Genomic DNA, 13,241 nt, shown 5'->3' with positions numbered 1-13,241 from the left:
CGTCAGCCGGCGGGAAAACTCTTCAGAACGGTGGAAGCCGCCACGCCGATATTGCTGAAATCCTGCGTCGCCGATGCCGTCATCTGCTGGGCCAGGGTCAGCGCCTGGGCATAGCGCTGGTCGCCGGTGGCCAGAAACTGCGCCATGGCGACGCCAGAAGCGGTATTGGCAATGGTGGTGGCATTGCGCAACGCGTCGGCAGCATCCTGCACCGCGATGGCCGCCGCCTGGGCAACGGATTGATAGGCTTTGCCAGCACCGCTGGTGAGCACCACCTGCGGCGACATCGTTGCCTGCTGCACTTGGTTGATCACGTCGATGATCTGCGGATTGACTTTGGTGATATCGGCCATGACGGGTCCTCATGCTGCGGGATCGGGCCGGTCGGCGCTACCGGGGGCCGCGATAATCTGTCGATGGTCTGTCTTGCGCGGGCATCGTTTCCGGCATTGCCTGTCACCCACCCGGCAGGAGCCCCCGAAGCTGCCGGAGCCAACGGGCCCACCGTGCCCGGCATCCGGCTTTTTCAGCCCTGTCCACGCTGATACCGGCCACGGAGCCGGCAACCGGGTGGTCGCGGGCCAGTCAGTCATCGCCCGAATAACTGTATGGGGCATAGGCAGAATATGAACCGGCCGGATCGCTTGAACTGCTAGGGGGCGGGCTGCTGGAACTCGCGGGGGAGGGCGGTGCCGGGCCTGTCGCCAGCTGCACCAGCTCCGCCAGGGCGGCATTGGCCGTGGCTGCATCTGCCCCCGACTGCTGGGCCAACTGGCGCAGCCAGGCGATGCCCGCCTGCGCCTGGGCCATGGCGGCAGCCTCGGCAGCGGCCATGTTCGATGGCGGGTTTGGGCCGGCCAGCGGGGCCACCTGCGGTGCTGGGGGTGCCGGTGGCGGAGGCGGCGATGGCATCGGAAACGGCACTGCCAGCATCTTGGCACAGGCGGCCGTGACGGCGGCATTGGTTGTCATGCCAGCGTTCTGCTGGCGGCTGACGGCGTTGTACATCGCCATGGCCATGGTTTCGACCATGACCGTATCCAGCATGCCAAAGGCCTGCGATGGCGCCTGTCCTGTCATCAGTGTGGCGACACCGGCCACGCTGTCGACGATCTGGTCATTGACCAGGAAATTGTCAGCCATTGACGATCCCCAGGGTTAAGGGCTTGCGGTGGCGCTTTGCAGGATCATGGTAATCACCCGGCCCAGGGCGGCCTCGGCGATTGCTTGTCCGCGCTGCTGGTTTGCGGTGGCATTGGCCATCGCCAGTCCGGCGGCATGGGCGGTGGCGGTATAGACCATGCCCATGGCCACGGATGGCGCCATCGCGACATTCAGCACCGTCACATCGCTGATGGCCGATACCGGTGTAAGAGTTGAGCCACCGGCCATTGGCTTCCCATCTCAGCTGGCTGGCGATGCTGATCATGTGCGCGGGTCGGGCGCTATCCATCGCAAAGACAGCAGCCCGATCCGCGCAGGGCCGGTTAAACCAGCCCGAGGATCTGCGTGGTGGCCACGCCGGTAGTCGCCGTATCGATCGACAGCAGGGTCGAGATGCCCTGGGTGGTGGCCGTCTGCATCGTCACATAGGACTGGTTCTGGTTGTTGGTCGCATTGTGGGCCGCATTGGACAGGGCCTGGCTGGTCACCACCATCAGGTTGCCCACGGCAACGGCGGGCGCATCGCCCAGAACCGCGGTGTTGACCTGGCTTACGCTGTCAGTGACCTGACTGTTCAGGGAAGTGGGAAAAGCCATGTTGAATTCTCCTGGTCAGTAGAATTGAAACAGATCAACTATCGAAAGGCATCATCGCCGCAGCTTCAGGAAGGCGGCAGCCGATGTTCCGGTATTCAGGGAGTAGAGCAGGGCCACGCCCGCTGTGGTTGCAGCCTGTGCCGTTACATACATCTGCTGCTGCGCCATCGTGGCATTATGCGCAGCATTCGCCAGGGCCTGGGCGGTGGCCTGATAGAGGTTTCCCATCGCCACCGCGGGAGCAGCGCCCACAACCTGGACATTGCTCTGGGTCACGCTGTCGGTGATCTGGTTGTTCACGGAAGTCGGGAAGGCCATGGGAACAACTTCCTAAAATCGTCAAGAAACGTCAGCAGGCACTATCTGGCCCGCCAGCAGAGCCCGCCCGGGCACCTGTTCAACGCCGTCAGGACGACAGGATGTCCTTCGTCGCCACGCCGGTCGACGCGGTGTCCAGCGAATAGAGGGTGGCGACGCCCATGGTGGTGGCGGCCTGGGCCGTCACATAGCTCTGCTGCTGGGCGTTGGTGGCGTTGTGGGCCGCATTGGCCAGGGCCTGCGCCGTGGCCTGATACAGATTGCCCATGGCCACCGCGGGCGCATCGCCCAGAACCTTGGTATTGGCCTGGGTCACGCTGTCGGTGATCTGATTGTTCACGGAAGTCGGGAAAGCCATTGCCTTATCCTTTCATCATCATTGTCGCCGGGGCTGGCCGGCCTTGTGGCGGAATGTCAGCGCGGTCAGCCCAGCCCCTTGACCCCGGTCTTCAAAATCTCCGACGTCGCCACGCCGTCCGCCGCCGTATCCAGCGAATAGAGGGTGGCAACGCCCATGGTGGTCGCAGCCTGCGAGGTCACATAGCTCTGCTGCTGGGCATTGGTGGCATTATGGGCCGCATTGGCCAGGGCCTGGGCCGTGGCCTGGAACAGGTTGCCCATGGCCACGGCAGGCGCGTCGCCCAGGACCTTGGTGTTGACCTGGGTCACGCTGTCGGTGATCTGATCATTAACTGCTGTCGGGAAAGCCATTTTATCGCCTCTATGTTCGGGTCCCGGTCGATGCCCCCGGAAGGGGCCGCGACCGGTTCCGTGTCGGTTTGATGCAGGCAGTGATTGTTTTTCGATGGTAAATGCGCGCCTATTCGTTTGATTGGGGCATATTACTATTGACGCGGGCATATTTGCTCTCATAGCGAGAGTGTCGGCACAGGCTTCCATAATTTAAGCGTTTTTCCATCGCCAGATACACCCTCGCTAGGTGTTTTTTGCCAGGATAACTAAGCTAAAAATCTGGACGATTTTAATGTTGATGACCAAATAATGCACGCCTAACCTAGGAAAAATGGCGCATCTTCTGGTTTGAACTAACCGTTTTATCGAATAAGTCGCCATTAATAATTTAATTATGAATGGTGATTAAGTGAACACCTACAATGGAAAAACGTTAAATAATGTATATGCCTGTCTGGTTCACGAAGAACGTGAATGCATACTCGATTTGATTATGAACATCCGGTTTCATGACGAAAAATCTCCTATATTATTATATAATGGCGGTCGCGATCCGGATTTGCTCGTTGGGCGTGAAATATGGAACAGGTTGGGGGTGGTGGTTCACCCCTCCCCCCAGCCAATGACCTGGGGGTATCTGCATAATTTCGCCTTGGACTGCATAAGATTTTCCATTGCGAATTTTAGGTTCGACTGTCTGACAATCGTTGATTCTGACCAAATCTCACTTCGATCCGGCTATTGCGCCCATTTGGGTCATGCTTTAGCCCAATGGCCGTCGGCAGGCGTGCTGGGTGCGGTTAGTGGCCCCCACGGACGGCGCAATGCCCCTCCCCCCGCCCAACGCATCTGGGATGAATATGAGCTGTGGAAACCCTTCCTCTCCCGTGGCCCAGGTGGGGAAGAGGGCTCTATCCATTCGCTGTTCTGGCCCTCCACGGTCTTTACTGAACGCGCGGCCCGCGACCTGTGCGACCTATGGGACAGGGAGCCGGCGTTGCGGGCCGCCTTGGGACGCACCAAGGCATGGGCAACGGAAGAGGTGGTGCTGCCGACCCTGGTGGCAATGATGGGTTACGAGGTCCGCCCCAGCCCTTGTTCCTTCGATTATGTGAAGTTCAGAAAAGCCTTTACGGCGCACGATCTGGATCAGGCGCTGGCGCGCCCCGACGCATTCTGGATGCACCCTGTTCCCCGCCAGATGGGGCACCCGTTGCGGATTGCATTGCGGGAGCGAACGCAGAATTACAGGAGAAGTGTGCCCATGCGACCGGATCAGTCCCATGATCTTGCAACCTTTGGCAACCCGCCGCTGCTGCTGGTTTCTGACATTCTGCGGATCATGCATGGCATTCCCGGCTGGCTGCGGGACGAGGAAGCCGATTTGCTGATCGCCGTTCTGTCGCGGATCGTTCTGGGCCGCCCCGGCCCCCATACAATCGTGGAGGTTGGCAGTCACCGGGGGCGCGCGACCGTTGTTCTGGCTAATGTTCTTCGCCAACTGGCACCGGACTCCCGGCTTTATGCGATTGATCCCCATGATGGCCTGGTTGGTGCGGCTTACCAGCAGCTTTATTCAACCGGCCCCACCTTGGCGTCTTTCCAGCAGAATATTGAAAATGCCGGCGTGGCCGACATCATCACGCCTATTGTTTCGAAAACGGGTGACTTGGGTTGGGAGAAGCCGGTCGAGTTCCTGCTGATTGACGGGCTGCATGATTATGCCAGTGTTGCCAGTGATTTCAGAAGCTTTGAGCGTTGGCTGGTTCCTGGCGCCTGCATCGCATTTCACGATTATGCGCCTTCATTCCCAGGGGTGCTTCGGTTCGTGGACGAATTGCTGCGCCAGCCCCGCTATCGGCCTGTCACCCTGCGGGGCAGCATGATGCTTGTGCAATGCCTGTCACCGCAGACATAGGGATGGGTTACAAAATCCCAGTCCTGTTAAAGCCTGCCGCCTGAGGGCGAGCCCCCTCTCCAGGGCACGCGCCCTCTGTCGTCACCCCGATACGCTTCACATCTCCAGCATCCCGACAATTACGGTGGCATCAGCCCTGCCGATGCAGATACTGATCACTCTTCAGAATGCGCCGGGGCCCGGCAATGCCGGAATGCCACCTCGTTGCACCCTGCCCCGATCAATCCGGTAACCGGAGCGCCCAATACCCATGCAGACCATCGCCGCGCTGATGGCAGATGCCGTTGCCCAGCACGATGCCGGCCATACCGCACCGGCAGAGGCGGGATACCGCGCCGTGCTGGCCCGGCAGCCGGATCATGGGGAGGCGCTGCACCGGCTGGGTATCCTGTATCTGCAAACGGGGAACGCGGGGGCGGCACTGCACATGCTTGATGCCGCCCTGGCCGCCGAGCCCGCCAACCCTGCCTATCATTCCAACCGCGCCAGCGCGCTGCGCCGGCTGGGCCGGATGCAGGAAGCGCTGGAGGCCTGCGTACAGGCCCTGCGGCTGTCCCCGGATTTTGCCGATGCCTATGTCAATCTGGTCAATACCCTGGACCAGATGCGGCGCTATGGCGATGCCGTCAAGGCGCAACAGCAATTGATCCTGCTGCGGCCCTTTTCCGGGGAGGCCCGGCTGCAGCTCGCCCGGCTGCTGATCCTGGACAATCAGGCCGAAGCGGCGATTGATGCGCTGTACGAGTTACTGGGAATGCAGCCGCTGTCGGTGGCGGCTTATGTCAATATGGGTGTGGCGCTGCGGCGGCTGGGCCGGCTGGAAGAGGCGGAAGCGGGCTACCGCACGGCCCTTGGTTTTGCGCCGGATGATCCCGGCCTGCTGTGCAATCTGGGGATCGTGCTGCAGGACCGTGACCAGTATCGAGAGGCGATTGAGTGCTTCCACCGCGCCATTGCCCGCCAGCCGGACAGCGCCACCGCCTATCTGAACCTGTCCGTCGCCTGCCGGGAGGAAATGCGCACCGCGGAATCGGTAGCCGCCGCCCGCGCCGCCATCCGGCATGATCCCAGCATGGCCGCCGCCCATGCGGCGCTGGCCGTGGCGCTGCTGATGCAGGGCGATTACGCGGAGGGGCTGGCCGAATATGAATGGCGCAGCCGGATGCCGGATTTCCCCTCGCCCAAGCGGGATTTCACCACACCGGTCTGGGACGGGTCGGACCTGACGGGCCGCACCCTGCTGGTGCATGATGAACAGGGGGTGGGTGATGCGCTGCAATTCGTGCGTTATCTGCCGCTGCTGCGGGATCGGGGCATTGATGTTGTGCTGGAATGCAACAGCCAGCTGACCCGCCTGCTGACCCAGATGCCGGGTTTGGGCCGGGTGGTGGGCCGGTACCAGCCGCTGCCGCCCCATGATGCCCATGTGTCGCTGCTCTCCCTGCCCTATCTGCTGGGGGCGCGGGTGGATAATATCCCGGCCCAGGTGCCCTATCTGGCCACTGAGCCGGCGCTGGAAGCGGAATGGGCGGCCAGGCTGTCAGGCTTTGCCGGGCTGAAGGTGGGGCTGGTCTGGGCCGGCAATCCGGAATTCAAGGCCGACCGGCTTCGCTCCCCCGGGTTGGCGGCCTTCCGGCCGCTGCTGGACGTGGCGGGCGTGTCTTTCTTCGGCCTGCAGAAGGGGCCGGGACGGCGGGATCTGGAAACGATCGGGCCCCTGCCCGCCTGCTTCACCGATCTGGGCCCCGAGATCGGGGATTTTGCCGATACCGCCGCCATCATGGCCAATCTGGACCTGATCATCACATCCTGCACCGGCCCGGCGCATCTGGCCGGCGCGCTGGGGCGGCCGACCTGGACGGTACTGCCCTTCTCCCCCGACTGGCGCTGGCTGGAAGACCGCACGGACACCATCTGGTACCCGACCATGCGCCTGTTCCGCCAGGAAAGGCGCGGCGACTGGGCCCCCGTGCTGGCGCGGGTGGCCGAGGCGCTGGCCATTAACTCCAGGGAATAAAAGGCCGGATACCGCCGGCTTCCATGTCCGGCCCCACGCACAGGCGGGCACGCTGATTCAGCCGGGCGGCCAGTTGGCTGAAGCCGCTGGCCGCACTGATGCCGACGATGTCGGCCTGGGTCAGCACATGGAAATCCTGCAGATATTCCAGCCCCGGCCAGGAGGGGGCCGCATCGTCCAGCGTTACCGGCCGGAATTCCCGGAAGGCGGCGCGCACCGCCGGGATGTCGTCGCTGGCCAGATAAAGCACGGGCCGGTCCAGGGTCGGCCACAGGGTGCGCAGCCAATCGACATACCAACTGGTTTCCGTCACCGGATAGCCATACTGAAGAAAATCGCCCCGCCGGATATGGATGGCGACGATGGTGCGCCCCACGGCGCGCAGCGTATCGACCGGCGGGTCGATCCAGGGGGACCATTGCGGGCGCGGACGCAGCCAGGACCGCACCCGATCGCGATATGCCAGCGGGTAATCATAGAGAAACAGCGGCGACAGCAGGTCGCGATCCACCACCGCCGGCCCCTGGTTTTCCCCCGTCAGGGCAGCGTTCAACACCCGGCGGGCAAAGGGCCAGGGCGGCAGCGGGCCGCTGGGGGCCGGATCATCCAGGTCGAAATAGGCGCCGCCTACCCAATCCGGCGTTTCCAGCACACAGCCCTGTTTTTCCGCATAAAGCCGCATCAGCACATATTCCAGCACATTATGGGCAAAGCGCCCCCGGTTGCCCAGGGTGCTGGAGGTCAGGCGCGGCCGGTCGGGCGTCGGATTGGCCGGGCGCTGCCAGTGCCAGCCCTGCTGGCGGCGGGTGCGTTCCAGGGCGGCCAGGGAGCGGATGGTGAAGGTCCAGCAATTATCGGTGCGCAGTGGTTCCAGCCGGGCGGCGGCGGCCGCCGGGTCGGCCCCTTCCGCCAGATCCAGTGCCGACAGGGCGGTCAGGCATTCAATCGCATAGTGGCGGCCGGCCAGCGGCACGGTCGCCAGCCGGGTGAACAGGCTGCGCGCCTCCGCCCGGCGGTCCCCACGCAGCAGCAGCGCGTAGAGCAGTTCCAGGCAGGTTGAAACATCCGTGCCATCCAACGGCAGATAGGTAGCCAGGGCCGCCTCTGCCGCCGCGTCCTGCCCCTGGTCCAGCAGCACTGCCACCACCCGCGACCGCGCCACCGCCAACCCCAGCCGGGCGGCGCGGCGATAGCAGGCCAGCGCGCCCTCCAGATCGACCAGCCGATAGCGCAGATTGCCCAGGTTGAACCAGATTTCCGGCGTGCCGGGGGACAGGCTGGCCGCGCGTTTCAACGCGATCAGCGCGCCCCCCGTATCATCCTTTTCCAGCAGGGCATTGCCCAGCCCCATCCAGGCGGACAGCAGGGTGGGATCGAGTTCCAGCGCCCGGCGCTGGCAGGCGATGGCCTCCTCTATCCTGTCATGCTGACGCAGCAGCAGGCCCAGATCATGCTGGATATCGGCCCGGTGCGGGGCCAGCCGCCCAGCCCGGCGCAAGGCCCGGATGGCCCCGGCGCGCCCGGCACCGCCATGGCCGGCGGACGCGGACCCCAAAGCATACCAGGCGGCGGCATTGGCCGGGTCCAGCGCCAGCACCATCCGCCATTGCGCATGGGCCGCTGCCCCATCGCCGCCGGCCAGCAGAATGTTGGCCAGGTTCAGCCGGGCTTCGATCAAATGCGGGGCCAGGGCCAGGGCCCGGTGGATCAGCACCATCGCCGTGTCCCGCCGCCCCGCCTGCCGTTCGGTCAGGCCCAGCAGGTGCAGGGCATCGGCATTGCCGGGGTCCGTCTCAAGCACTTGCCGATAGGCAGCGGCGGCCCGGTCGATCCGCCCGGCGCGATGATCGGCCAGCGCCGCCGCCAGGATGTCGGCCGTCATCGGCTTGCCCGCCGTCTGGCCCGGATCAGATATTGCTTTCATCCGTCAGGTCGACGGCCCCATGGCGGAACGGGATCCAGTCCTTCAGTTCAGCCGAATAGTGCAGCCCATAGACCGATTTCAGAAAAATCCGATCCAGCTTAGGGCTTTCGCGCAGGGTGCGTTCAGTGTCAACCAGGGGGGAGAGGGCGAACAGCTTCTCCCACAACTCCGTTGCTTCCACCGCGCGGCCTGCCTTTTGCACATAGTCGCGGGCGGCATCGCTCAACTGCCAGGTCTCCTCGACCTTATCGTAATAGCCCATGACCGGTTTCCCCTGGTGACGCATGTCGCAAGACAGATACAGAAGCCGGTCAGGCCCGGCAAGGTTTGGCGGCGGCCTTGGCGCGGGCCATCTCCGTCAGGGCTGCCGTCACCGCCTGAAAGACCGGTTCCCAATCCAGGTCGCTGGTCTGGCGGAACAGCCGCATACTGGGATACCAGGGCGTGCCCTGCCCCCGGTCGCCATAGACCCAGTAGGGCATATATTGCACCAGATTCCAGATCGGCGTGCCCAGAGAGCCGGCCAGATGGGCGGTGGAACTGTCGGTCATGATGACCAGATCCAGTTGCTCCACCAGCGCGGCGGTGTCAGCGAAATCATCAATATGCGGGCCCAGCGGCGTCACCAGCAGGGGGGAGGCCAACCCGGCCAACTGTTCTTCCGGCGGCCCCTTCTGCAGGCTGTAGAGCCGCACGCCCGGCACGGCCCCAAAGCGCAGGAACCGCGACAGGCTGGTGGCGCGCCGCGCATTATCGGCAAAGGTGATCCGGCCCGACCAGATGATGCCGACGCGCAGCGTCCCCGGTTCCGCCGGTCCCAGCACCCGCGCCGCCTTGGCGCGTGCATCGGGCGGGATATGCAGTGACACCGGCGGCGGCACCGCATCGATGGTGGTGCCACACAGATAAGGCAGGCTCATCTGCGAGGTCTGGACGTCAAAATCGGGAAAGGCCGACCCGGCGGGGACAAACTCATCAACCGGCAGCCCGCCCAGCACCCGGCGCAGTTCGGGATGGCATTCAAACAGGATACGCCCGCCCCGCGCCTTGACCAGCGGCACGTAGCGCGCGGCCATCAACGTGTCGCCAAACCCCTGCTCGGTGGACAAAAAGATGCGCCGCCCGTTCAGCGGGCTGCCATCCCAGGGCGTGCCAGGCGTCGGCCTGGTGCGGTAACTGGCAATCAGGCGGCGATATTCATAATCCCGGAACCCTTCCGGATAATGGCCGACCTGCAGCAAGGTCAGCGCCCGTTCCCAGCGCAGGGCGGGGGAGTTCGGCTCTGCCGCCAACGCCTTGTCAAGCAGCAGCAATGCCTCGTGATAGGCAGTGGATTTGCGTTTGCTGATGGCGGCGTTGAACAGTAATTGCGGGCTGTCGGGCAGCAGGCGCATCGCCCGGGCATGGGCGTCGGCTGCTTCCGTATGGTGGCCAGTGTCAGTCAGCAGGTTGCCCAGGTTGGACCAGGTACCGGCATTGCCCGGATCATATTCCAGCCCGCGCCGGTAACAGACCAGCGCTTCCTCATTCCGTCCCTGCCGGCGCAGCAGCACGCCCAGGGTACTCCACGCGGCCCCGTCACGCGGGTTGACGCGCAGCATCTCATCCACCTGCCGGCGCAGCGTATCCTCACTGGCGGCTGGTGTCGGGGATGTTGTGGAAGAGGGGGGGATGGTGGCAGGCGGCGCTTCCGCCACCGCCACCATCGATTGAGAGCCCGAGGAGGAAGCCGGCTGGGGGGCCGGCTTCCCATGATCGGTGGTGGGGGCGCGCTTCTTCTTCGATGTCGCGTTCATTCAGCCAACCGCCTGTTGCTTACCAGGCGAACCGGGCCTGGGCGGTCAGGGCATGCTGGGTGCGGTTATCGCTCAATTCCGCATCATACCGGGCGGACAGGCGCAGATTATTGGCCAGCGCCATGGTCAGGCCGCCACCCAGCACCGCGCTGTCACGGCCCGGTTCCGCCGCGCGCACGGTGAAGCTCTGCCCCAGCAGGGTCTGGCGGGTATTGTAGCCGGGCTTGGACAGGTCATGTTCCCAGCGGGCCGACAGTTCCGGCAGCAGCACGGCGCCGCTATCCAGCGCCACCTGATGGCTCAACCGCACGCCCAGGCCACCGCGCAGGTCGGCATGCCGGTCGCTGTCAACCGACAGGTTCAGGAAGTCAGCACCCGTCTCGGTGAAGGCGTCGGCGTCGCTGTCATCATAGCGCAGGAAAGCGGTCGGGGTGATCACGGCATTGCCCAGGGCCACACGGTAACCGGCTTCCAGGCCAGCCCCGATGCTCTTGCCGTCGGTCTCACCATTGGCGGTGCGGGTCGTGCTGCCGATGGTGATGGCGCGGGTCGTTTCATAATTGCTGAAGGTCATGCCGGCCTGGGCATCGACGAACAGGGCATCCCGGCTCCAGCCCAGATAATTGCCGACATAATAGCTGTCGATATTGGCCCGACCGCTATCCTGGCGACCCGTCACCTTGCTGTCGGCATAGCCAAGGGCGAAGCCGACGCGGAATTCATCGCTCATGCCATAATCAAGGCCGGCCATGCCGCCCGCCGAGCGGTGACGGAAACCGGGATTGTTGCCATCATCGGTGGTGCGCGCCCGGTTGCCGAAAGCACGGCCCCAGCTCTGCCAACCGGTGCCACCGCCATGCAAGCCGCCCTGGCGGGTGGCGACCATGTTGCCGAAACCACGGCTGACATCAACGGCAGCCAGCGGCAGATTGGCGTTGAATTCACCGGAAACGCCGCCAAGCGCGACCGCCAGCCCGTCCATGCCCAAGGGGATCAGCGCATTCAGCAACGGCCGCGCCGCAGCGGTGCCGGATGCTTCCAGCGTATCGACAACGGCACCCGCCGCCGCCTGATTGCCGGTCAGGCCGGCCAGCCCGCGATAAGAGGCCGCAGCGACATAAAGATCGACGCTGGTCGGGTTGTACAAGGCGACAACGCGCGTACCCGCCGCCAGACCTGCCGTGGGCTGGGTGATGGCGGCGAATGTGCCGTTAACACCGCCTTCGGCCTGGATGACGCCGGCCAGACGCTGGCCCAGGCTCAAAGTATAGCTGTTGGTGCCCTGCGTTTCACCAGGGGCATAGGTGATACCGCGCAGCACCGGCGTCAGCGTCACACCGCTGCCGATGGTGTAGCTGTTGCCAGCACCGGTGACGATGACGCGGGAATAATTGCCGGCGCCGTTGCCCGTACCCGGACCATCGATATCCAGCGCCAGGGTGGAACCGGCGGCCTGGGTCACCGGCGCGGTAAAGGTCAGCGTACCGGGGGAGTTACCGGGGCGCAGCGTGCCGGAAATGGTGGTGGCACCGGCAATGCTGCCACTGCCGCGCAAGGTGCCCTGCGTGCCGACGGTCACGGTGCTGGCGGCAGTGCTGTTGACGTAAAGCTGGCCGGAATCAACGGCAATGGTGCCACCCGTGACACCACCGGTCAGGCTGGTCTGGCCGCCATTGCGTACGATCACGGTGCCGCCAGCATTGTTGATGGCGCCCGACAGGGTGGTCTGCCCGGTAGAGGCGACGACCAGGGTGCCGGCATTGGTGATGGTGTTGGCAATGCTGTTCTGGCCACTGCCGGTCAGGGTCAGGGGCGTGGCAGCCGCCGCTGTATTGATAATCGTGCCGGCCAGCACGATGTTCGTGCCGCTATTGTCAATGGTGCCGCCCGTGGTGGCCACGTTCAGGGCCAGGGTCGCAGGCTGACCAGCCTGCCCCAGGGCGCCGGCGCTGGCCGGGCGCAGGGTACCGCCATCGAAGGTCAGCGTGCGGGTACCGGACAGGTTGGTGCCAACGCCGGCACTGTCCTCGGTGGTGTAGAAGGCCTGGTTCTTGTCGATCACGGCGCCCAGATTGCCGGTATCATTTGATGTGCAGCTCGGGCAGAGCGTGACGACGACATTGTCGATATTCTGGGCCGATCCTAAGGAATCCGCCACGAAGCGCAGCACCGACTGGCCGCTGAAGGCCTGAACGTTGAAGCTGTAGGTGGTCCAGTTCGTCGGCACGGCATTCTCGCCGGCATAATTGAAGATCTGCGCGTCGCCGAAATAGGCGCTCAGGGCTTCACCGCCCTCGCTCTTGAAATCGAAGGTTACCGTATATTTCGCCCCGGCCGTCGTGGCGACACCCTGGCTCAGCGCATTGGTGGAGAAAAGGAACTCCGCGCTGTTGCCGGTACCGTCAGCACCCACGCCCGCGCGCACGGCGCTGGGGTCAGTGGCCGTCCAATTATCGAAAATCACCGCATCGGAACCGGAAACCCGGGTCACGCTCTCAAACCCGCCATTGCAGATCAGCGCACCGCTGTCACACGTGGCGGCATTGGCCTGCGTGCTCATCACGGCGGGGATTGCCACACCCATCAACAGGGCGGCCTTGATCCCGGCCCCGACCTGAATTGCAACCGGCAGCCGGCGAGTAAAGCGTTCCATAATGAGGGCCCTTCCCAATTTGATTAACGGCATTTAAACAACATAACCATATCGGTTAATGAATAGTCTCAATACCGTATAAGCCGTTTTCTAACAACGACCATGTGCCGCGCATCATCACGCAAATATCTTGCAACTTAGTTAATTACTCGGCCAATCCCA

13 protein-coding genes are annotated in these 13,241 nt (G+C 63.9%); 2 read left to right on the top strand and 11 right to left on the bottom strand.

Going from position 1 to position 13,241, the window contains the following annotated elements; translation table 11 throughout:
- Window positions 1–2 precede the first annotated feature (2 nt).
- The 7 genes from G473_RS0123750 to G473_RS0123720 all read right to left on the bottom strand — a co-directional run bounded on the left by G473_RS0123750 (window position 3) and on the right by G473_RS0123720 (window position 2,789).
- Window positions 3–353, bottom strand: a complete 351-nt coding sequence (locus tag G473_RS0123750) for a hypothetical protein (RefSeq protein WP_029015151.1) — start codon at window positions 351–353, stop codon at window positions 3–5.
- Between the two features lie 232 nt (window positions 354–585).
- Window positions 586–1,143, bottom strand: a complete 558-nt coding sequence (locus G473_RS28650; protein ID WP_035709248.1) for a RebB family R body protein — start codon at window positions 1,141–1,143, stop codon at window positions 586–588.
- A gap of 15 nt (window positions 1,144–1,158) precedes the next feature.
- Window positions 1,159–1,392: a RebB family R body protein gene (locus G473_RS0123740; protein ID WP_029015150.1), complete on the bottom strand. Its 234-nt coding sequence runs from the start codon at window positions 1,390–1,392 to the stop codon at window positions 1,159–1,161.
- 95 nt (window positions 1,393–1,487) lie between these two features.
- A complete protein-coding gene (locus G473_RS0123735) occupies window positions 1,488–1,760 on the bottom strand; it encodes a RebB family R body protein (RefSeq protein WP_029015149.1) in 273 nt (90 codons plus the stop codon).
- A 51-nt stretch (window positions 1,761–1,811) separates the two neighbouring features.
- Entirely contained in the window at window positions 1,812–2,078 is a 267-nt protein-coding gene (locus tag G473_RS0123730) for a RebB family R body protein (RefSeq protein ID WP_029015148.1), read from the bottom strand.
- An 88-nt stretch (window positions 2,079–2,166) separates the two neighbouring features.
- Entirely contained in the window at window positions 2,167–2,436 is a 270-nt protein-coding gene (locus tag G473_RS0123725) for a RebB family R body protein (protein WP_029015147.1), read from the bottom strand.
- 65 nt (window positions 2,437–2,501) lie between these two features.
- The gene (locus G473_RS0123720; RefSeq protein WP_029015146.1) at window positions 2,502–2,789 is read right to left on the bottom strand and encodes a RebB family R body protein; all 288 of its coding nucleotides are present in this window, start codon (window positions 2,787–2,789) and stop codon (window positions 2,502–2,504) included.
- Window positions 2,790–3,180: 391 nt separating this feature from the next.
- Here G473_RS0123720 and G473_RS30085 point away from each other — a divergent pair, with 391 nt between their 5' ends.
- Window positions 3,181–4,689 (top strand): class I SAM-dependent methyltransferase, encoded by a 1,509-nt coding sequence (locus G473_RS30085; protein WP_154667563.1) that lies wholly within the window; start codon window positions 3,181–3,183, stop codon window positions 4,687–4,689.
- A 250-nt stretch (window positions 4,690–4,939) separates the two neighbouring features.
- Window positions 4,940–6,706 (top strand): tetratricopeptide repeat protein, encoded by a 1,767-nt coding sequence (locus tag G473_RS0123710; protein ID WP_029015144.1) that lies wholly within the window; start codon window positions 4,940–4,942, stop codon window positions 6,704–6,706.
- Here the strand turns inward: G473_RS0123710 and G473_RS0123705 are convergent.
- Genes G473_RS0123705 through G473_RS0123690 form a run of 4 tightly spaced genes read right to left on the bottom strand, consistent with a single transcriptional unit; the run spans window position 6,690 to window position 13,079 of the window.
- Window positions 6,690–8,588 (bottom strand): tetratricopeptide repeat protein, encoded by a 1,899-nt coding sequence (locus tag G473_RS0123705; protein ID WP_029015143.1) that lies wholly within the window; start codon window positions 8,586–8,588, stop codon window positions 6,690–6,692. The two genes, G473_RS0123710 and G473_RS0123705, sit on opposite strands and share 17 nt — an antisense overlap.
- A gap of 25 nt (window positions 8,589–8,613) precedes the next feature.
- The gene (locus tag G473_RS0123700) at window positions 8,614–8,892 is read right to left on the bottom strand and encodes a hypothetical protein (RefSeq protein ID WP_029015142.1); all 279 of its coding nucleotides are present in this window, start codon (window positions 8,890–8,892) and stop codon (window positions 8,614–8,616) included.
- Between the two features lie 49 nt (window positions 8,893–8,941).
- A complete protein-coding gene (locus G473_RS28645; RefSeq protein WP_245580321.1) occupies window positions 8,942–10,426 on the bottom strand; it encodes a tetratricopeptide repeat protein in 1,485 nt (494 codons plus the stop codon).
- Between the two features lie 19 nt (window positions 10,427–10,445).
- A complete protein-coding gene (locus G473_RS0123690) occupies window positions 10,446–13,079 on the bottom strand; it encodes an autotransporter outer membrane beta-barrel domain-containing protein (protein WP_029015141.1) in 2,634 nt (877 codons plus the stop codon).
- Window positions 13,080–13,241: the final 162 nt, after the last annotated feature.

The sequence above is a fragment of the Niveispirillum irakense DSM 11586 genome (genome assembly GCF_000429645.1).
GTDB lineage: Bacteria > Pseudomonadota > Alphaproteobacteria > Azospirillales > Azospirillaceae > Niveispirillum > Niveispirillum irakense.
The sequence above is the reverse complement of the archived record's forward strand: the minus strand, read 5'-3'. Positions and strand labels throughout refer to the sequence as shown.

Excerpts from the sequence above, each read along its gene's own strand:
- G473_RS0123750 (WP_029015151.1), bottom strand. The coding sequence starts at position 353 with ATGGCCGATATCACCAAAGTCAATCCGCAGATCATCGACGTGATCAAC.
- G473_RS28650 (WP_035709248.1), bottom strand. The coding sequence starts at position 1,143 with ATGGCTGACAATTTCCTGGTCAATGACCAGATCGTCGACAGCGTGGCC.
- G473_RS0123740 (WP_029015150.1), bottom strand. The coding sequence starts at position 1,392 with ATGGCCGGTGGCTCAACTCTTACACCGGTATCGGCCATCAGCGATGTG.
- G473_RS0123735 (WP_029015149.1), bottom strand. The coding sequence starts at position 1,760 with ATGGCTTTTCCCACTTCCCTGAACAGTCAGGTCACTGACAGCGTAAGC.
- G473_RS0123730 (WP_029015148.1), bottom strand. The coding sequence starts at position 2,078 with ATGGCCTTCCCGACTTCCGTGAACAACCAGATCACCGACAGCGTGACC.
- G473_RS0123725 (WP_029015147.1), bottom strand. The coding sequence starts at position 2,436 with ATGGCTTTCCCGACTTCCGTGAACAATCAGATCACCGACAGCGTGACC.
- G473_RS0123720 (WP_029015146.1), bottom strand. The coding sequence starts at position 2,789 with ATGGCTTTCCCGACAGCAGTTAATGATCAGATCACCGACAGCGTGACC.
- G473_RS0123710 (WP_029015144.1), top strand. The coding sequence starts at position 4,940 with ATGCAGACCATCGCCGCGCTGATGGCAGATGCCGTTGCCCAGCACGAT.
- G473_RS0123705 (WP_029015143.1), bottom strand. The coding sequence starts at position 8,588 with ATGACGGCCGACATCCTGGCGGCGGCGCTGGCCGATCATCGCGCCGGG.
- G473_RS0123700 (WP_029015142.1), bottom strand. The coding sequence starts at position 8,892 with ATGGGCTATTACGATAAGGTCGAGGAGACCTGGCAGTTGAGCGATGCC.
- G473_RS28645 (WP_245580321.1), bottom strand. The coding sequence starts at position 10,426 with ATGAACGCGACATCGAAGAAGAAGCGCGCCCCCACCACCGATCATGGG.
- G473_RS0123690 (WP_029015141.1), bottom strand. The coding sequence starts at position 13,079 with ATGGAACGCTTTACTCGCCGGCTGCCGGTTGCAATTCAGGTCGGGGCC.